The organism is Novosphingobium subterraneum (assembly GCF_000807925.1).
Lineage (GTDB): Bacteria > Pseudomonadota > Alphaproteobacteria > Sphingomonadales > Sphingomonadaceae > Novosphingobium > Novosphingobium subterraneum.
The window spans coordinates 41,169-59,360 of sequence record NZ_JRVC01000018.1; the positions used below are offsets into that span (position 1 = coordinate 41,169).

Annotated in this window: 19 protein-coding genes; 10 read left to right on the forward strand and 9 right to left on the reverse strand. The window is 64.9% G+C overall.

Annotated elements, in window-relative coordinates; all coding sequences use genetic code 11:
* Nucleotides 1–17 precede the first annotated feature (17 nt).
* Complete coding sequence (locus NJ75_RS16285) at nucleotides 18–602, reverse strand: TlpA family protein disulfide reductase (protein WP_039336389.1); 585 nt, start codon at nucleotides 600–602, stop codon at nucleotides 18–20.
* A 25-nt stretch (nucleotides 603–627) separates the two neighbouring features.
* Between NJ75_RS16285 and argH the strand changes: the two genes are divergently transcribed.
* Genes argH through NJ75_RS16305 form a run of 4 tightly spaced genes read left to right on the forward strand, consistent with a single transcriptional unit; the run spans nucleotide 628 to nucleotide 4,302 of the window.
* A complete protein-coding gene (argH, locus tag NJ75_RS16290) occupies nucleotides 628–2,010 on the forward strand; it encodes an argininosuccinate lyase (RefSeq protein ID WP_039336494.1) in 1,383 nt (460 codons plus the stop codon).
* Nucleotides 2,007–2,258 carry a hypothetical protein gene (locus NJ75_RS16295; protein ID WP_039336391.1) on the forward strand — a complete coding sequence of 84 codons (252 nt, stop codon included), beginning with the start codon at nucleotides 2,007–2,009 and terminating at the stop codon, nucleotides 2,256–2,258. The genes argH and NJ75_RS16295 overlap by 4 nt, the downstream gene beginning before the upstream one ends.
* 9 nt (nucleotides 2,259–2,267) lie before the next feature.
* Complete coding sequence (gene lysA, locus NJ75_RS16300) at nucleotides 2,268–3,527, forward strand: diaminopimelate decarboxylase (RefSeq protein ID WP_039336393.1); 1,260 nt, start codon at nucleotides 2,268–2,270, stop codon at nucleotides 3,525–3,527.
* 1 nt (nucleotide 3,528) lies between these two features.
* Complete coding sequence (locus tag NJ75_RS16305) at nucleotides 3,529–4,302, forward strand: precorrin-2 dehydrogenase/sirohydrochlorin ferrochelatase family protein (protein WP_039336395.1); 774 nt, start codon at nucleotides 3,529–3,531, stop codon at nucleotides 4,300–4,302.
* Nucleotides 4,303–4,436: 134 nt separating this feature from the next.
* Here NJ75_RS16305 and NJ75_RS16310 read toward each other — a convergent pair whose 3' ends face one another.
* Entirely contained in the window at nucleotides 4,437–5,345 is a 909-nt protein-coding gene (locus NJ75_RS16310) for an SDR family NAD(P)-dependent oxidoreductase (protein WP_039336397.1), read from the reverse strand.
* Nucleotides 5,346–5,532: 187 nt separating this feature from the next.
* On the opposite strand from NJ75_RS16310, the gene NJ75_RS16315 reads away from it, so the two are divergent.
* Nucleotides 5,533–6,987, forward strand: coding sequence for an OprO/OprP family phosphate-selective porin (locus NJ75_RS16315; RefSeq protein ID WP_039336399.1), 1,455 nt, complete (start codon nucleotides 5,533–5,535; stop codon nucleotides 6,985–6,987).
* Between the two features lie 72 nt (nucleotides 6,988–7,059).
* On the opposite strand, the gene NJ75_RS16320 is transcribed toward NJ75_RS16315, so the two are convergent.
* Nucleotides 7,060–8,160 carry a branched-chain amino acid aminotransferase gene (locus NJ75_RS16320; RefSeq protein WP_039336400.1) on the reverse strand — a complete coding sequence of 367 codons (1,101 nt, stop codon included), beginning with the start codon at nucleotides 8,158–8,160 and terminating at the stop codon, nucleotides 7,060–7,062.
* A 459-nt stretch (nucleotides 8,161–8,619) separates the two neighbouring features.
* Complete coding sequence (locus tag NJ75_RS16325; RefSeq protein WP_052242578.1) at nucleotides 8,620–9,174, reverse strand: hypothetical protein; 555 nt, start codon at nucleotides 9,172–9,174, stop codon at nucleotides 8,620–8,622.
* Between NJ75_RS16325 and NJ75_RS16330 the strand changes: the two genes are divergently transcribed.
* The 4 genes from NJ75_RS16330 (at nucleotide 9,173) to NJ75_RS16345 (ending at nucleotide 11,328) form a co-directional block, all read left to right on the forward strand.
* Nucleotides 9,173–9,967, forward strand: a complete 795-nt coding sequence (locus NJ75_RS16330; protein WP_169745735.1) for a TlyA family RNA methyltransferase — start codon at nucleotides 9,173–9,175, stop codon at nucleotides 9,965–9,967. The genes NJ75_RS16325 and NJ75_RS16330 overlap by 2 nt on opposite strands.
* A 123-nt stretch (nucleotides 9,968–10,090) precedes the next feature.
* Nucleotides 10,091–10,645 carry a TspO/MBR family protein gene (locus NJ75_RS16335; protein ID WP_039336402.1) on the forward strand — a complete coding sequence of 185 codons (555 nt, stop codon included), beginning with the start codon at nucleotides 10,091–10,093 and terminating at the stop codon, nucleotides 10,643–10,645.
* A gap of 75 nt (nucleotides 10,646–10,720) precedes the next feature.
* Nucleotides 10,721–10,972 carry an accessory factor UbiK family protein gene (locus tag NJ75_RS16340; protein ID WP_039336498.1) on the forward strand — a complete coding sequence of 84 codons (252 nt, stop codon included), beginning with the start codon at nucleotides 10,721–10,723 and terminating at the stop codon, nucleotides 10,970–10,972.
* A 74-nt stretch (nucleotides 10,973–11,046) separates the two neighbouring features.
* Complete coding sequence (locus NJ75_RS16345; RefSeq protein ID WP_039336404.1) at nucleotides 11,047–11,328, forward strand: hypothetical protein; 282 nt, start codon at nucleotides 11,047–11,049, stop codon at nucleotides 11,326–11,328.
* Between the two features lie 3 nt (nucleotides 11,329–11,331).
* Here the strand turns inward: NJ75_RS16345 and NJ75_RS16350 are convergent, their stop codons facing one another.
* Entirely contained in the window at nucleotides 11,332–12,669 is a 1,338-nt protein-coding gene (locus tag NJ75_RS16350) for a PAS domain S-box protein (RefSeq protein WP_039336499.1), read from the reverse strand.
* Between the two features lie 93 nt (nucleotides 12,670–12,762).
* On the reverse strand, nucleotides 12,763–13,971 hold the full coding sequence (locus NJ75_RS16355) for a trans-sulfuration enzyme family protein (protein ID WP_039336406.1): 1,209 nt from the start codon (nucleotides 13,969–13,971) through the stop codon (nucleotides 12,763–12,765).
* Nucleotides 13,972–14,054: 83 nt separating this feature from the next.
* On the opposite strand from NJ75_RS16355, the gene NJ75_RS16360 reads away from it, so the two are divergent.
* Complete coding sequence (locus NJ75_RS16360; protein WP_039336408.1) at nucleotides 14,055–15,377, forward strand: phospholipid carrier-dependent glycosyltransferase; 1,323 nt, start codon at nucleotides 14,055–14,057, stop codon at nucleotides 15,375–15,377.
* Here NJ75_RS16360 and NJ75_RS16365 read toward each other — a convergent pair.
* The 3 genes from NJ75_RS16365 to leuB are packed head-to-tail and all read right to left on the reverse strand — an operon-like array spanning nucleotide 15,361 to nucleotide 18,190.
* On the reverse strand, nucleotides 15,361–15,993 hold the full coding sequence (locus NJ75_RS16365; protein ID WP_039336410.1) for a DUF2238 domain-containing protein: 633 nt from the start codon (nucleotides 15,991–15,993) through the stop codon (nucleotides 15,361–15,363). The two genes, NJ75_RS16360 and NJ75_RS16365, sit on opposite strands and share 17 nt — an antisense overlap.
* 1 nt (nucleotide 15,994) lies before the next feature.
* Nucleotides 15,995–17,119: a glycosyltransferase gene (locus tag NJ75_RS16370; RefSeq protein WP_039336412.1), complete on the reverse strand. Its 1,125-nt coding sequence runs from the start codon at nucleotides 17,117–17,119 to the stop codon at nucleotides 15,995–15,997.
* A 12-nt stretch (nucleotides 17,120–17,131) separates the two neighbouring features.
* A complete protein-coding gene (gene leuB, locus NJ75_RS16375; protein WP_039336413.1) occupies nucleotides 17,132–18,190 on the reverse strand; it encodes a 3-isopropylmalate dehydrogenase in 1,059 nt (352 codons plus the stop codon).
* Nucleotides 18,191–18,192 lie beyond the last annotated feature (2 nt).

Sequence of the window (18,192 nt, forward strand, 5' to 3'; positions counted from 1 at the left end):
TCCCCTGCGCCAACGGCCTACTTCTCGAGGGTTTCGGCGAGCATCGCGGCGGTCCTCGGACCTGACCAGTCATGCGCGCCGATCATGCGCCAGACTTCCTTGCCATCCCTGTCGTAGAGCACCGTCGTCGGCAGCATCCCCGTCTCGTAGAAGAAGCCGAGGTTGTTATCGGTGTCGAGCCAGGGTTCCAGCTTGGCGAACTTCTTCTCGGCATAGAACGGTGCGACCTTCGCCCCTCCTTCGATGTCCTGCGATACAGTGAGGACGCGGAGCTTGCCCGCGTTGTCCGCTGCCAGCTTGTCGAGCATCGGCATCTCGAGGACGCATGGCCCGCACCATGTCGCCCAGAGGTTGACCAGCACCGGCTTGCCCTTGAGATCGCGCAACTTGAGCGTCTTGCCCGACGGATCGGTCACGGTGAAGTCGGGCATGTCCTTGCCGCGATTGGCGATGTCGAGCGTGCCATTGAATTCGCCCTTGGCGACAGATTCCGTAGGTGCCGCGCTGCTCTGCGGTTGCGAGTCGCTCGGCGCTTGCCTATCGCACCCCGCAACGGCAAGGGCCGCCACGAGCAACAGCACTTTGGGCGAATAGACGGACATGGGCGACAAATCAGGCTCCAACCAGATGTGGGGCGGGCGCTTCGCAGGCGGTCCCTCGGCGATCATGCGCGAGATTAACGCCTCGATTCCCTTCGACAAGGCGCTGTGGCGGCAAGACATCGCCGCGTCAAAGGCCCATGTGGACATGCTCGGCGCGCAAGGCATCGTCACGGCCGAGGATGCGGCGCTGATCGCGCAAGGGCTGGATCAGGTCGCGGCGGAGTATGAGGCCAACGGGGTGCCCGAAAACTGGGACCTCGAAGACATCCACATGACCACCGAGAGCCGACTTGCCGAACTGATCGGCCCGGCGGCAGGTCGCCTCCACACCGCGCGCAGCCGTAACGATCAGGTGGCGACCGACTTCCGCCTGTGGGTGCGCGATGCGATGGATCAGGCAGAGCTGGGCCTCAAGCAGCTGCAGGTCGCGCTGGTTTCGCGCGCAGGCGAACACACCGCGTCGATCATGCCCGGCTTCACCCACCTGCAGACCGCGCAGCCCGTCACGCTTGGCCATCACCTGATGGCCTACTACGAGATGATCGGGCGGGATCGTTCGCGCTTTGCCGATGCGCGCAGCCGCATGAACCGCAGCCCGCTGGGTTCGGCGGCGCTGGCCGGAACCGGCTTTCCGATCGACCGCTTCCGCACCGCCGAGGCGCTGGGCTTTGACGGGCCAACCGACAACAGCCTCGATTCGGTGTCAGACCGCGATTTCGCGCTCGATTACCTGATGGCGGCGGCGCAGTGCTCGCTGCACCTTTCGCGGCTGGCCGAGGAGTTCATCATTTGGGCAAGCCAGCCCTTCGGCTTCGTGACGCTGCCCGACAGCCTGTCGACCGGCAGCTCGATCATGCCGCAGAAGAAGAACCCCGATGCCGCCGAACTGGTGCGCGGGCATTCCGGACGGATCGTCGGTTGCCTGACCGCCCTGATGATCACGATGAAGGGCCTGCCGCTGGCCTATTCGAAGGACATGCAGGACGACAAGCCGCCGGTGTTTGAAGCTGCCAGCCTGCTCGCCCTGTCCATCGCCGCGATGACCGGCATGGTCGCCGAAGCGAAGTTCCGCACCGACCGGATGCGCGCCGCCGCCGAACTCGGCTATGCCACGGCGACCGACCTCGCCGACTGGCTGGTGCGGCAGGCGAACATCCCGTTCCGCGAGGCGCATCACATCACCGGCAGCGCCGTGAAACTGGCCGAATCGCGCGGCATCGCGCTCGATCAGCTCTCGATTGAGGACCTCAAGGCCATTGACCAGCGCATCGACGATCGCGTCTACGCCGCGCTTTCCGTCGAGGCGAGCGTGGCGGCGCGTTGCAGCCATGGCGGAACCGCGCCGGACGAGGTAAGGAAGCGCGTGGCCCAGGCGCGCGTCGCGCTGGGGCTGGAGGAACAGGCTTGAAGCTTTCGCGCACCATTTTGCTCGGCACCCTTGGCGCCCTCGCTCTGGCGGGCTGCGGCAACAAGGCCGAGCTGAAGCTGGCGCCAGACCAGACGCCGCCGCCGATCCCCTATGGCCGCGAGGTCCAGCCGGGCGCGGACGATCTGCTCAAAACCCCCGCGCAGGCAGCCCCTGCGCGCAACGTCGAGCCGCGTCGCCGCTCGCAGGATCGCGAAGACGATCCTTTCGACCTGCCTCCCGAAGACTGAGAATTTCCGATGGACCATTTTGAACTGAACAACGGCGTGCTCTGCGCCGAGAACGTGCCCCTGCCGATGATCGCGGCGGCGGTCGGCACGCCCGTCTATGTTTATTCGCGCGCGACGCTGACCCGCCACGCCCGCGTGTTCCGCGATGCCCTTGGCGTGCTGCGCGATGTGAAGATCGCCTTCGCGGTCAAGTCCAACCCCAACCTCGCCGTGCTTAAGGTCCTGGCTGCCGAAGGCTACGGCGCCGATGTCGTCTCGGGAGGCGAGATGGAACGCGCGCTGGCGGCAGGCATGGCGCCCGATGGCATCGTGTTCTCGGGCGTGGGCAAGACCGCGGCCGAAATGCGCCGTGGCATCGAAGCCGGGATCGGCCAGTTCAACCTCGAAAGCGAGGAAGAAGGGCTGGAACTGGCGGAAATCGCCGCGTCCATGGGCAAGGTTGCCTCGGCCGCGCTGCGCGTGAATCCTGACGTTGACGCCGGGACGCACGGCAAGATTTCCACCGGCAAGGCCGAGAACAAGTTCGGCGTGCCGTTCGATCGTGCGGCGGCAATCTATGGCCGTCTTGCCACGACGCCGGGCCTGAACATGCGCGGCCTCACGCTGCACATCGGCAGCCAGCTTTCCAGGCTCGAGCCGCTGGAAGCCGCCTTCAACAAGGTCGGCGGGCTGATGGAAGAGATCCGCGCTGCTGGCCATAGCGTCACGCACATGGACTTGGGCGGCGGCATCGGTGTGCCCTACAAGGCGGGCGAGGTGTTCCCGCAGCCCGCCGAATATGCGGCGATGGTCGCGCGGGTGACCGGCAACTGGGGCGTGACCCTGATGTTCGAACCGGGCCGCGTCATCACCGGCAACACCGGCGTGCTGGTGACCGAGGTGATCCGCGTGAAGGAAGGCGTGGGGCACCCCTGGGTCGTCGTCGACGCCGCAATGAACGATCTGGCGCGCCCGGCGCTCTACGATGCCTGGCACGATTTCGCCGCGGTGGAGCCGAAGGGCGAGACCTTCACCGCCAACATCGTCGGCCCGATCTGCGAAAGCTCGGACACCTTCGCCATGGCTCGCACCATCGACAAGGTTGGGCGCGGCGATCTCGCCGTGTTCCGCACCGCCGGGGCCTATGGCGCGACGATGGCCAACACCTACAATTCGCGGCCCCTGGTGCCCGAAGTCATGGTCGATGGCGACAAGTGGGCCGTGGTGGCTGATCGCATCGATCCCGCGACGATCCTGGCGGCAGAGCGCGTGCCGGACTTCCTCAAGTAAGATGCATTCGCTCCCCCTCTTCCACCGCATCGCGGGCCAGCCGGTGATCCTGCTGGGCGAGGGGGAGGCCGCCGCGGCCAAGCAGCGCCTGATCGAGCGCGCGGGCGGAGTGATCTACCGCGATATCAACGCCGGGATCGACGACGGCGCGCGCCTCGCCTTCATCGCGCACGACAATCCCGACATGGCGCAGGGCGATGCGATCCGGCTGCGCTGTGCCGGCCTGCTGGTGAACGTGGTCGACCGACCCGAGCTGTGCGATTACACCACGCCCTCGATCCTCGACCGTGACCCGGTGCTGATCGCCGTGGGCACGGGCGGGGCCTCGGCAGGCCTCGCCAAGATCCTGCGCCTGCGGCTGGAGCGCCTGCTGCCGCAAGGGCTGGGCGCCTTGGCCCGCGCGCTGGAAGAGGCGCGCGAGGGGATGCGCAAGCGCTGGTCCTCGGTCGCCGACCGCCGCCGTGCCCTCGATGCGGCGCTGGACGAGGGCGGGGAACTCGATCTGTTCCGGGCCGGGAGCGAGGCGAAGGTGGCTGACTGGCTGGCTTCTGGCGCGGAAGGGCAGTCCGGGCGCTTCGAAATCACCCTGACCTCGAACGACCCCGAAGACCTTACCCTACGCGCCGCTCGGCTGCTGGGGCAGGCAGACGTGGTGGTGCATGATGCAGGCGTTGCGCCGGAAATCTTGTCACGCGCGCGGGCCGATGCGGTGCGTGTGCTCGCCGGGTGTGAAGTTCCGCAGGGCGGGATCGTCGTGGTGCTGCGAGTAGTTTGACTGATCACTCCTGGCCGTCCCGGACCTGATCCGGGACCCCACTTTTCTTGCCGCAAGCTGCGTTTTCACCGAGGCCGCAAAAGGCAGCGGGGTCCCGGATCAAGTCCGGGACGAGGTGGTTTTAAAGCGGACAGTTACCCCTTCATCGCCGCCTGCAACTGCCCAATAATCACCTGGCTCTGCTCCGCGCCTGACTGGGGCGCGAAATCACCGGTGCGGTCGTTGATCTTGTCCCAGTTGGCGGCGAAGCCTTCGACGGTACGTTCGTTCGGTGCCAGCAGGACGCCCTTGTTCATGGTGACCCATGCGCCGTGGTATGCGCCGCCGCCTGCGCCGACGATGGCGTTGGTGGGGGCGTCTTCCGAGACGAGGAAGAGCGCGGCGGGCACGACGTTTTCCGGGCCAAACAGCTTGAAGGCTTCCTCGGGGAAGATATCCTCGGTCATGCGCGTGGCGGCAACCGGGGCCAGCGTGTTGACCTTGATGTTGTTCTTCGCGCCTTCAAGATAGAGCGTCTTGGTCAGCCCGGCGAGGCCGAGCTTGGCCGCGCCATAGTTGGCCTGCCCGAAGTTGCCGAACAGTCCGGTGGACGATGCCGTCATCAGGATGCGGCCGTAGTTCTGTTCGCGCATCAGGTCCCAGCAGGCCTTGGTGGCGAAGGCCGAGCCGATCAGGTGGACGCGCACGACCATCTCGAAATCGGCCGGGTCCATCTTGGTGAAGCTCTTGTCGCGCAGGATGCCGGCGTTGTTGATCAGCACGTGCACGCCGCCCCAGCGTTCCTTGGCCTTGGCGACCATCTCGACCATCTGCTCGTATTCGCTGACCGAGCCGCCGTTCGACATGGCCTCGCCGCCCATGGCCTCGATTTCCTCGACGACCTTGAGCGCTGCGTCCGAATGGCCCGTGCCATCGCGCGATCCGCCAAGGTCGTTGACCACAACCTTCGCCCCGCGTCGGGCGAGTTCGAGGGCATAGGCGCGGCCAAGGCCACCGCCTGCTCCGGTAACGATCGCGACGCGGCCTTCGAACGAAATGCTCATGCTTGGGTCTCTCCGGAGCGCCCTAACCGGGCGATTAACGCAGGCATCAGCGATGCCACGGCGAGGGCCGGAACGCAACGGGCGAGGCGTTGCCGCAGCATTTGCGACAAATCGGCAAAACCACCGTCAACAAAATGTAACACTACAGACATATTTGGCCGCAAACCGGTAGGCTCAAGGATTCGTCATGAAGTTTGCAACGCGCGTCTCGATCACCGCTCTTGCCTGCGCCGCTGGCTGGGCTGTCCCGGCTGAGGCCGCGTCCTCGAACGCGGATATTGCCGCCATGCAGGCCCAGCTTCAGCAGATGCAGGCGCAGATGCAGAGCCAGATGGATGCAATGGCCGCGATGCAGGCGCAGATCCAGACCTTGCAGGGCCAGCTCGCCGAAGCCAGGGCCAAGAGCGACGCGACCGCCACTGCCGTCGCCGCAATCCCTGCGCCGACCGCTTCGGGCAAGCCGCCAGTCGCGATCAGCTGGGATGGTGGGCCGAAGATTGAAGCGCCGGTCGACCCGAAGAACCCCAAGGCCGGCAAGTGGAGCTTCAAGCCGCGCGGCCGCCTGCAGATTGACACCGCCTCGGTCTCCGCGCCGTCGTCCATAGGCAGCAAGAGCCTTGGCCTCGCCACGGAATTCCGTCGCGCCTACCTGGGCTTCGACGGCACCATTCCCGGCAACTTCGGCTACCGTATCGAGGCGGACATCGCCAACAGCAGTGTCGATCCGACCGACGTCTACCTCACCTATACCGGTATCAGGAACCTTACGCTCACGATCGGCCAGCACAAACCGTTCGAATCGATGGAGGACACCGAGTCCGACCTGTTCACCAGCTTCATGGAGCGCGCCGCGTTCAACACCGCCTTCGGTTTCGAGCGCCGCCTCGGCCTTTCTGCACAGTACCAGAAGGGCATGGTCCTGGCGCAAGTCGGCGTGTTCTCCGACAACGTCACTGACCTCAACGCCGATACCGACAACAGCTATTCCATCGACAGCCGCTTTGCCTTGCAGCCTAGGCTGTTCGGCGGCCAGGCGCACATCGGCGGCTCGGCGCACTACCACGACCTCAACGACAGCAGCGCCACCGTGCGTTATCGCGCGCGCCCGTTCACCCACACCACCGACATCCGCTTCGTCGATACCAAGGCGATCAGCGCGCTGTCGGAAACGAATTACGGCGTGGAACTGGGCTGGACCGGCGGTCCGGTGCATTTCACTGCTGAATCGCAGTGGATGAAGGTCAACCGTCCGGCAGGGATTGCCGACCCCACCTTCAACGGCGGCTATGTCGAAGCGGGCGTGTTCCTGACCAAGGGGGATACGCTTCCCTACAAGGCAAGCGAGGGCACCTGGACCCGGATCAAGCCGAAGAACGGTGTAGACAAGGGCGGCATTGGCGCGGTGCAGGTCAACGCCCGCTATGACTGGCTCGACCTCAACGACGTCGATGGTGCTGGTGGGGGCGTGCTGGGCGGCCGCCAGCAGCTCGTCGGTGCCTCCTTGCTGTGGGTGCCGACGGACTACGTGCGCTTCATTGTCGACTACGGCCATCTCTGGCTAAAGGATGCCGCGGTCGCTGCAGGTGCGGATCGCAATTACAACGCCGACGTCATCGGCATGCGGGCGCAGTTCGACTTCTGAGGCAGACGCAATGAAAAAGGCCCGCCGTTCCACATGGATCGGCGGGCCTTTTCGTTTTCTCAGGTCTCGCTATCAGGCGATCCGCGTCACCCAGCCATGGGTATCGGCAATCTCCCCGCGCTGGATGCCGACGAGCTTGGCGCGCAGCTTCTGCGTCAGCTGGCCGGGACCGCCCGAACCGATCGTGAACTCGCCCTCGTGGCTGGCGACCTTGCCGACTGGCGTGACAACCGCCGCGGTTCCGCAGGCGAACGTCTCGATCAGCTTGCCCGAAGCCGCGTCTGCCTTCCACTGGTCAAGGCTGTAGCGGCCCTCGCGCACGGTCAGGCCCTCTTCGGCGGCAAGCTTGAGCAGGCTCGAACGGGTGATGCCGGGCAGGATCGTGCCGGTCAGTTCAGGCGTCAGGATCGAACCGTCATCGAACACGAAGAACAGGTTCATGCCGCCCAGTTCCTCAACCCACTTGCGCTCTGCTGCATCAAGGAACAGGACCTGATCGTGCCCGCGCGAGAAGGCTTCGGCGGTGGGCACGAGGCTGGCGGCATAGTTGCCGCCGCACTTGGCCGCGCCGGTGCCGCCGGGGGCAGCACGCGTATAGTCCGAAACCCAGATTGAAACCGCCGGCGCGCCCGACTTGAAGTAGTTGCCGGCCGGGCTGGCGATGACCATGAACTTGTACTGCTTCGCAGGCCGCACGCCCAGGAACGCCTCGCTGGCGAACATGAACGGGCGCAGGTACATCGAGCCGCCCTCCACAGTAGGGAACCAGTCCTTGTCGGCCAGCACCTGCTGGCGCACGGCATCGACGAACAGCTCTTCCGGCAGTTCGGGCATGGCGAGGCGGCGCGCAGACGCATTGAAGCGCTGCGCATTGGCTTCCGGACGGAACAGGGCGATGCCGCCGTCGGCCAGGCGATAGGCCTTCAGCCCTTCGAAGATTTCCTGCGCATAATGCAGCACTGCAGCCGCAGGATCGAGCGCGATGGGGCCATAGGGAACGACGCGAGCGTCGTGCCAGCCGGTCCCCTCGGCGTAGTCGATCTCGACCATGTGATCGGTGAAGGCGGTGCCGAAGCCGGGGTTCGCCAGCACTTGCGCCCGCACGTCCGCAGCAACCGGAGCCGGGTGCGGATGCTTGGTGAAGGTGAGGCTGTTGTCGGCGAGCGTCGCCATGGGGCAGTCCTTGCGCTAGAATCGAGGAAGCAGCGCCGTGAACTATTATTGCGCGAAAGGCAAGGGGAATGTAATAAATGTGAAGGGCCGCGTCGGTCAATCCGAGCGGCCCTTCGCATGGTCAGCGGCCGGAAGTGCCGCCCACGAAGCCTTTATCGCTTAATCGAAACTCAGCGATAATGCCTCGCGCGGGACTGTACCGACCTCTCTGCTGAACCATGAGACATCGGATCACCTCCTTTCGCGCTGTTGAGCCAAAGTCACAGGCTGTTGGGCCTGCTGGACCGGGAGTTTGTATTCTCACCGGCCTTGTTCTGAATGTGATTCATCCATGGCAAAACAACAAGACTTGATCGAAAAAAAATTGTCGTCACAATCTCCGCTTCGCGCCTGCAGTATGGTCACCCCTGCAACCGGATAGGCAACTGGCCATGCAGGCGGCCATGCAGGCGGATCGCGTTATTTCCGGCAATCCTCGATCACCCGCCCCACTTCGGCCCAGGCTGGCAGGTAGAGCGTCGGCAAGCCGTTCACCTCGATGGCAAAGCGACCGCGGCTGAACGCCATGGAATCCAGCAGCGGATCGCGTGAGGGCAGCGTTGCCACCAGTTGCGGCTGGCCCTGCGGCGCCGGATCGGCCGAAAGCGGGCGGATATCGCTGGTGGTTGCCACCGTCATCGGCAGCGGCACGGTGGAAGTGCCGGTGCGGATCAGGCTCATCGTTCCTGCGGCGCGGTTGCAGGCCATGGCGAACAGTGTGGCGTCGCCCGGGCCGAAACGGGCGACCCCCGGCTCATAGCGCCAGTTGCCCACGGTCTGTGGCGCATCGCGCCAGTCCTTGAAAGTCTGCGCAGGTGGCGGCGGGGGCGGTGCCTGGGTTGGCCTAGGGGCCGGCGGCGGCGCGGCTTGCGGGACCACCGTCGGCGCGGCGCAGGCGGAAAGGGCCAATGGCAGGACGAAAGCCAGCGCACCGGATAAAACGAGGCGGGGGCGGTGTGCATGGTTGATCTTCATGGTGCAGTTATGGAAGGAACGCGCCGTGACCTCAACCCGCCCCCCCAAACAGCCCGGCGCATCCAAGCTTCGCGTGGACCAGTTGCTCGTCGAACGGGGCTTGGTCGAAAGCCGCGCGCGCGCGCAGGCCCTGATCCTTGCCGGGCTGGTCTACTCGGGCGAGACCAGGATCGCCAAGGCCGGGCAGGCGCTCGCTCTCGATGCCGCCTTGGATGTGCGTGGACGCGATCACCCCTGGGTCTCGCGCGGCGGCATCAAGCTCGCCCACGCCATCGAGCATTTCGGCCTCGATCCATCCGGCGTCACCGCGATGGACATCGGCAGTTCGACGGGCGGCTTCACCGACGTACTGCTGCAAGGCGGCGCGGAGCACGTCTTTGCCGTGGACTCGGGCACCAACCAGCTCGCCTGGAAGCTGCGCCAGGATCCGCGCGTCACCGTACTGGAACAGACCAGCGCGCGCATCCTCACGCCGGGACAGATCGATCGACCAGCGACCTGGGTGGTCTGTGATGCCAGCTTCATTGCCTTGCGCAAGGTGCTGGAAGTGCCGCTCTCCCTGGCGACGAGACCGACCCGCCTCGTCGCGCTGATCAAGCCGCAATTCGAAGTGGGCAAGGCCGAAGTCGGCAAGGGCGGCGTGGTGCGTGATCCCGCGCTTCACGAACGCGTCTGCGGCGAGGTGCGCGATTGGCTGGAAGGCGAAGGCTGGGAGGTTCAGGGCATCGTCCCGAGCCCGATCACCGGGCCCGAAGGCAACGTCGAATTTCTGATTTCCGCGCTGCGTGGCTGAGTTTTCCCCGGATTGTGTCTCCGCGCGGGATGCAATGCGGGACGACTTCCGATTGCAGAGCAGGCAACCCCTCGCCAATATCCCCGGCGAATCGCGCGTTTTGCGCAGTTGCTTGCGGGTGCCATGAACTATCTTGCCTCTTCGGGACAGCTTCGCGCCAGTCTTCTGCGCTGGTCGCTGTTCACCATTCCCCTTGTCGTCGCTCTCGGGTTTCTGTCCGGACAAGCTGCAGGCAGCGGCCCTGGCAACCCGTGGTTCGATGCGCTGGTCAAGCCGTCGATCTATCCACCGCCGGCCGCCTTCGGAATCGTCTGGACCGTCCTTTATGTTCTGATGGGGCTGGCGCTGGCGATGGTTCTCTCGGCACGCGGCGCGGCGGGTCGTGGCATTGCCGTCGCGATGTTCGTGGTCCAGCTTCTCATCAACCTCGCCTGGTCGCCTACGTTCTTCGCGTTGCACCAGATCACGGTGGCGTTCTGGATCACCGTTGCCATGGCCGTGGCGATCGTCTTGACGGTGGTGCTGTTCTGGCGCGTGCGCCCGGTCGCGGGCATGCTGCTGCTGCCATATCTCGCGTGGGTCTGCTTCGCTTCGGTGCTGACGTTCGAGTTCGGCCGGTTGAACCCCGATGCCGATGGCGCATTCGGCACCGTGACGACCGAGCGCGTCGAAATCTGACCTGTCCGGCCACTTGCGCAAGGCATGATGGCGGCCCACATAGCGGGAACCGAATGCCAGCCAGGACTCAAGCCCATGCAGAGTGAAAACCCGATGATCGCCGACTTCGTCAAGCTGCTGAACAGCGCGGCGGGAACGATTGCGGGCATGGGCCGCGAGGCGGGCGAAAACGCGCGCGAGAAGGCCAAGGAAATCTTCGGCGGCCTCGATTTCGTCAGCCGCGAGGAGTTTGACGCGGTCAAGGAACTGGCTGCTTCCGCGCGTGAGGAAGTGGAGGCGCTCAAGGCCCGCATCGCCGCGCTTGAGGCTGCCTCAAAGGGCGAGTGAGGAACCCGTTTCCCGTTTCGCGGATTTAACCTGCATCAAGTTGGCGCCCGGCGGCGCACTGCAGGAAGACAACCGTGTTTACGCAACTCAATCCGACAATTCCCTTGCACGTGCTGGGCAAGGGCGATGGCTATGCGATCGGGATGATCGACTATGGCCAGGAGCACAATCTCATCTGGGTCACGGCGCTCGATGAGTCGGGCGAGATCTGGTGTGCGCCCAACAGCAAGGTCCGTCTCGGCAAGAACTGGACAATGGGGCGGGCGGAAAACCGCCTGATCACGCAGGACAAGCAAGAGGCAACTTCCAAGGCCGAGGTAGAAGCAGAACACTGTGAAGGCCGGCGCGCCGCCTGAGGTTCAGCTTTCCAGCATCCTTGCCGTGGCGAGCGAGCAATCCAGCCGCCAGTGCAACCCGGTCGGCGCGTAATCGATGGTCACTTCGGCATCGAGGCTTCGGGCCGGGATATGCCGCATCAGCGTGGTACCGAACCCGTGATGCGTGGGCACGCACATCAGGGGCACGCCGCTCTCACGCCAGTCGATGACGAAGCGATCTGCGGTTTCCTCCCAGCACAGCACGACTTTGCCTGCCGGCGCGGCCAGGGCACCGTACTTGAGCGCATTGGTGGCAAGCTCGTGCAACGCCATGCCGATGATCTCGGCGCTGCGGGGGCTGAGGGGAATCGAGGCTCCACGCAATTCGATCTGCGCCCGCGCCTCGCGCCCCAGTATCGCCAACTGGGCCTCGGCCAGCTCATCCATGAGGATGGTCGACCAGCCGCGTCGGACCAGCAAGTCCTGATTGGCCGAGAGGCTGGCGAGGCGGCGTTCGAAGCGGTGCAGGAAATCCGGGTCCTTGCAGCCCGAACGGCGGGCAAGGGCCTGAACGACGGCAAGCAGGTTCTTGGAGCGGTGGTTCACCTCCATCAGGAGAACGCGAATCTGCTCTTCCTTCTCGAGCATGTCGGTCACATCGGTATTGGTGCCGAACCAGTAGAGGATCGCGCCCGAAGCGTCGCGAATGGGTAGCGCGCGCGACAGGAACCAGCGGTATTCCCCGTCGCCCGATCGCAAAGGGAAGGTGTCCTCCCACTCCACCCCGGATTCTATGGTGGTCTTGAAGTGTGCAAGGACCCTTTCGAGGTGGTCCGGGTGATGGACCTGATCCCAGCCCCAGCCGTCGCAATCGCCTTCTGCAAGGCCGGTGTAGTCATACCAGCGCTTGTTGTACCAACCTATCCAACCGGACCGGTCGGCAACCCATGCCAGTTGGGTGATGTTATCGGCCAGCATGCGGAAGCGCATCTCGCTTTCGCGCAAGGCGCGCTGGCCTTCCTCGCGAGCGGTGATGTCGCGGGCGATCTTGCTTGCGCCGACGATCTTTCCTGCCTGGTCGTAGATCGGTGAGACCGTGAGCGAGACGGAGATGAGGGCTCCGTCCTGGCGCTGGCGGACGGTGTCGAAGCTCTTCACCCGCTCCCCACGCGCTATGCGAGCAAGGATATCGTCTTCTTCGGCCTGCCGATCTTCCGGGATCAGGCGCCGGATCGACTGGCCGATCATGTCCGCTTCCGCAAATCCGAAGATGCGCGTGGCCGCCGGGTTCCAGCTCAGGACTGTCCCTTGCAGGTCCTTGCTGATGATCGCATCATCGGAAGACTGGATTATGGCAGATAGATGGGCCTCGGCCAGCAAAGCAGCTTGCTCCGTTGCGACCCCACCCGGCTGCCTTTTTACGGCAAGGGTGGCGCGATGCAACCGAATTGGCGCAATTTCAGGCAGATGGTTTCACAAACCCGCGGCCCGCAGGGCCTGGTCGAGATCCTCGATCAGGTCATCGGGGTCCTCAAGGCCGACATTGAGGCGCAGCATGCCTTCGCCCACGCCCATGTCGGCGCGGGTTTCCGGGCCGACGCCGTAATGCGTGGTCGAGGCCGGATGGCACATCAGCGAGCGCGAATCGCCGATGTTGTTCGAGATGTCGATCAATTGCAGCGCATCTAGAACGGCGTGGGCCTGCTTCAGCCCACCATCGAGGTGGAACGAGAAGATGGTGCCGCCCGCCTTCATCTGCTTGCGTGCCAGTTCGTACTGCGGATGGCTGGGCAGGAACGGATAGAGCAGACGGGGCACGCGGGCTTCGACAAAGCTCGCCACCTTGAGCGCGTTCTCGCTCTGGCGGTGGATGCGCAGGTCAAGCGTTTCGAGGCCCTTGTGGACGACCCAGGCGTTGAACGCGGCGATGTTCGGACCGGTGTTGCGTTGGAACGGCAGCAGGACGTTGTTGATCCACTCGGCCGAACCGCACACCGCGCCAGCCATGACGCGGCCCTGGCCATCCATCATCTTCGTGGCTGAATAGGCGACGACATCCGCGCCGAAGTCCATCGGGCGCTGCAGAGCAGCGGTGGCAAAGGCGTTGTCGACCACGGTGGTGATGCCGTGGCGTTTGGCGAGCGCGCAGACGAACTCGAGATCGACAATGTCCATCGTCGGGTTCGCCGGGCTTTCGAAGAAGAACACCTTGGTATTCGGCCTGATTGCGGCTTCCCACGCAGCGTTGTCCGAAGCGTCGATCGTGGTGCCGGTAATGCCGAAGCGCGGCAGCAGGTTGTCGACCAGCCAGCGGCACGAACCGAATGCGGCCTTGGCGGCGACGATGTGGTCCCCGGCCGAAAGCTGGCAGAGCAGGGCGGTGGTCATCGCCGCCATGCCGGTGGCCTGCGTGCGGCACGCCTCGGCTCCTTCCATCAGTGCGATGCGCTCTTCCAGCATCTGCACCGTGGGGTTCTGCAGGCGCGAATAGGTCATGCCTTCCGCCTCGCCGGCGAAGCGCGCGGCAACCGTTGCGGCATCGTCGTAGGTAAAGCCGGAGGTGAGGAACAGCGCTTCGGACGTTTCGCCCATTTCCGAACGCCACGTGCCTCCGCGCACGGCTTGCGTTGCGGGACGCCACTTCTGCGTGATCGAACGGTCCTGGCCAGCAGTTCTCTTCATGCCAGCCGCCTTAGTTTTCCGGACGGCTGCGCGCAAGCGGCGGGATTGCGAAGCGGCCCTGCGCGCCCTATCGGTCAGGACGCATGACGCAACAGTTCCAGACCGCAGCCCCGCGCGAGAAAGACCCTGCATTCTGGTGCGCGGTCATCGCGTCCGCGTTCTTCCTCCTCGTGCTGCACCGGCTCGGCATTCCGTCAAAGCCGATGTTCGACGAGGTGCATTACCTGCCCGCGGCAAGGCGGCTGATCGACCTGACGTCGCGGCTGAACCCTGAGCATCCCCTGCTGGCCAAGCAACTGATCGCCTGGTCGATGCAACTGATCGGCGATACCCCGTTCGGCTGGCGCTTCCCCTCGGCCGTGCTTGGCGGGCTCGGGCTTTGGGCAATGATGCGGGCGCTGTGGTGGGCGAGCTTTTCCCGTTCGGCCACGGTCTTGTTCGGCCTGCTGCTGGCAACGGACTTCATCTGGTTTATGATGTCGCGGATTGCCCTGCTCGACATGGCGATGGCCGGGTTCATGGCGCTGGCCATGTGGCAATGGGCGCTCGCCTGGCGCAATCCTTCCGGCAGGGCCTTGCTGGCGCGGTCTCACCTGCTGCTGGCGGGCGTATTCATGGGGCTTTCGCTGGGCGCAAAGTGGAATGGCGCGCTTCTGCTGCCGCTGCCGGGACTGGTCTTTGCACTGAACCGCTGGGAGGCGCTGAAGGGCAGGAGGAGTGGCCTCCTGTGGGCCTCGCGCGAGGCCGGACCGGTGCCAGGTGTCTCGCTGGTCGAGGCGGCGTTATGGCTGGGGGTGGTCCCGGTGGTGGTCTATCTTGCCACCTTCCTGCCCGCCTTCTTCTATGAAAAGCAGCCGATGACCGTAGGCGGGCTGTGGCATTGGCAGCAATACATGCTGGAACTGCAGGACAGCGTGAAGAAGCCGCACACCTACATGAGCGTGTGGTGGCAGTGGGTGGCCAACATCCGGGCGATCTGGTTCCTTTATGAAGAGGTCGATGGTGCGCAGCGTGGTGTGCTGATGATCGGCAATCCGTTCACGATGCTCGCCGGGCTGCCCGCGCTGCTGTTCTGTGCGTGGGACGGGTTCAAAGGCATGAAGGGTGGGGCAAAGCGGCTCCACCTGCTGGTCTTCGCCGCCTATGTCCTGCTCGTCGGCTTCTGGGCGATCAACGGCAAGCCGGTGCAGTTCTACTACCATTACATGCTGGCCAGCTGCTTCCTGCTGGCCGCCCTTGCGCTGGTCCTGGGCGAGTGGTGGGATCTGGGCCTGCGCTGGCCGACCAAGGTGACGCTGGTGCTGTCGTTCGGTCTGTTTATCGGATTCTACCCGATCCTCTCGGCAGGCCAACTGCCGCGCAAGGATTCCTACCGGGACTATACCTGGCTCAATAGCTGGAAATAGCGCGCAGCCGTAGCCAGACTGCGGTGGTCAGAGCGCCAAGCCCCGCAATCGCCATGTCCTTCTGCGGGTCCCACACATCGCCCTGCTGTCCGTTGTAGGCATCTGCATCCGGCCCGGCCATGACCACGGTAAGCTGCCACTCGAAGATTTCGTAAAGCGCGCTGCCTGCCAGCACGAACTCCACCGCGATGTAGGTGGCCAGCGCAGGCGAAAGCCCGCGATGGCGCGCAAGCCAGCAGGCGATGGGCCAGGCCCACAAGGCACCGAAGCTGAAATGAACGAGCCGGTCCCATGAATTGCGACCCAAGCCGAAAGCATGGTCGATCGAGGGCAGGCCAAGTGCGCCCAGCCACTGCTCGTAGGGCACGTACGAGTAGATGTAGCGCCCGCCGATGGTGTGCAGCGCCATGAATGCCGCGATGCACAGGATCGCACTTGTCGGCATGGGCCAGCGGCGCAGCGCGAGCCAGAGCCCGGCAACGATGACCAGCGTCGGCAGGTTCTGCAGCGGCGCGAGTGCCGGGTAAGGCGTATCGATCAGGCTGAACAGAGCCCCTGCGCCGGTAGCCCCGAGCAGAAGCGCTTGCGGTCCCGGAAGCCCCGCGACCGCGCGCAAATCAGTACTTGCCCCAGACGAAGCGCGAGGACAGCGCGAAGTTCCACACCGAGCCGAGCACGATGCCGACGATCACCGCAACCACGCTGTGGAAGCCGATGGTCTTGAGCACGGCAGCCGAACCGACGTTGGTCAGCAGGCCCAGTGAACAAGTCAGGCCGAACTGCGCCCACCCGCGCAGCAGCGGGCCGAAGCCGCGCAGGCGCTTGTCGGAATAGGTCAGCTCGTTGTTGAGCACGAAGTTGAAGGTCATGGCGATGATCGCCGCCAGCGTGTTGGCGGTGTTGAAGGTCGCGCTTTCCGACCAGTTGCCATAGACGAAGCGTTCGCCGGCAATGACCTTGAGCAGCACCCACAGCGCGCCCAGTTGCACCGCGACGCCCATGGCGCCAACGGTGCCGAACAGCGCGAAGCGTGTCGGGATGATGCGGCCGAGCCACTTGTCGTACAGGCCTACGAGGAATTCGAACACTACGGTCTGGTCCAGCTTGCTCTCGCCCTCGATGCGGGCGACGAAGTTGAGAGGGAATTCCTTGACCTTGAGCGGGCGGTCGACCGTGGCAAGGATATCGAGCAGGATCTTGAAGCCGACGCCGGACAGACGGTGCGCGTCCGCGCGCAGCGTTTCGGTGCGAAGCATGAAATAGCCGCTCATCGGGTCCGACAGTTCGACGCCGGTCACCTTGTTGGCGATGCGGTTGGCCAGGCCCGACGCCTTGACGCGGTCGGGACGGCCCCATTCCTCGGTACTCGCACCTTCCGCAAAGCGCGAGGCATAAGCGAGGTCATACTCGCCGCCTTCGACCGCAGCGAGCATCTTGGGCAGCAGTTCGGGATCATGCTGCTGGTCAGCGTCCATCACCGCGACGATCGGGGCAGCCGTGGCGCACATGCCCTCGATCGCAGCCGAGGCAAGGCCGCGGCGACCGATCCGCTCGATCACGCGGACGCGCGGATCGGTAAGCGAAATGCGGCGCGCCTCGTCGGCGGTGCCATCGGGGCTGTTGTCGTCAACGAAGATCGCTTCCCACACCACGCCCTGCAGCGCAGCGTCGAGACGCGCGACCATCGGCGCGATGTTCGCGCGTTCACGATAGGTCGGAAGGATAACGGCTAGCTGGAGCATCGGACGGGGCCTTTAGAGCCTTGCGAGCACCGCGTCACCTACTTCCGTCGTCCCGGCGCTACCGCCAAGATCGCGGCCCAGCACGCCATCGGCCAGAGTCCTGGCCACGGCGGCCTCCACCCGGTCTGCCGCTGCTGCCAGCCCCAGCGAGTGGCGCAGCAGCATCGCCGCCGAAAGGATCGTTGCCATCGGATTGGCAAGACCCTGGCCAGCGATGTCGGGGGCCGAACCGTGGATCGGCTCGTAAAGGCCGAAGGTGCCGTGCGCGGTCTGGCGCTCGCCGAGCGAAGCCGAGGCAAGCAGGCCGATCGAGCCTACGCACATCGAGGCCTGGTCCGAGAGAATGTCGCCGAACAGGTTGCCGGTCAGCACGACGTCGAACTTGCCCGGCGCGCGGACGAGCTGCATCGCGGCGTTGTCGACGTACATGTGCTCGAGCGTGACCTCGGGATATTCCCTGGCCACCTCGATCACCACGTCGCGCCACAGTTGGCTGGTTTCGAGCACGTTGGCCTTGTCGACCGAGCACAGGCGCTTGGCGCGGCCCATCGCGGTGCGGAAGCCGACATGGGCGATCCGGCGCACTTCGGATTCGTTGTACGACATGACGTCGTAGCCCTCGCGGTCACCGTTGGCGGCAGTGCGGAAGCCCTTTTCGCCGAAATAGACGTCGCCATTCAGCTCACGCACGATGACCATGTCGATCGCGCCGGCCACCTCGGGGCGCAGGGCGGAATGTCCTTCGAGGCCGGCAAAGACCTTGGCCGGACGCAGGTTGGCGAACAGCGTCAGTTCCTTGCGCAGGCCAAGGATCGCCTGTTCCGGGCGCAGGTGGCGTTCGAGCGAATCGCAATCGGGATCGCCTACCGCACCGAACAGGATGCCATCGGAAAGGCGCGCGATCTCCAGAGTCTCGGCCGGAAGGGGGTGGCCATAGGCCTTGTAGGCCGCGCCGCCGACCGGGGCTTCCTTCATCTCGATGCCGGGCAGGCCGAGCGCTTCGATCACGCGGACCGCTTCACGCGTCACCTCGGGACCGATGCCATCACCGGGCAGAACCGCAATCTTCATGA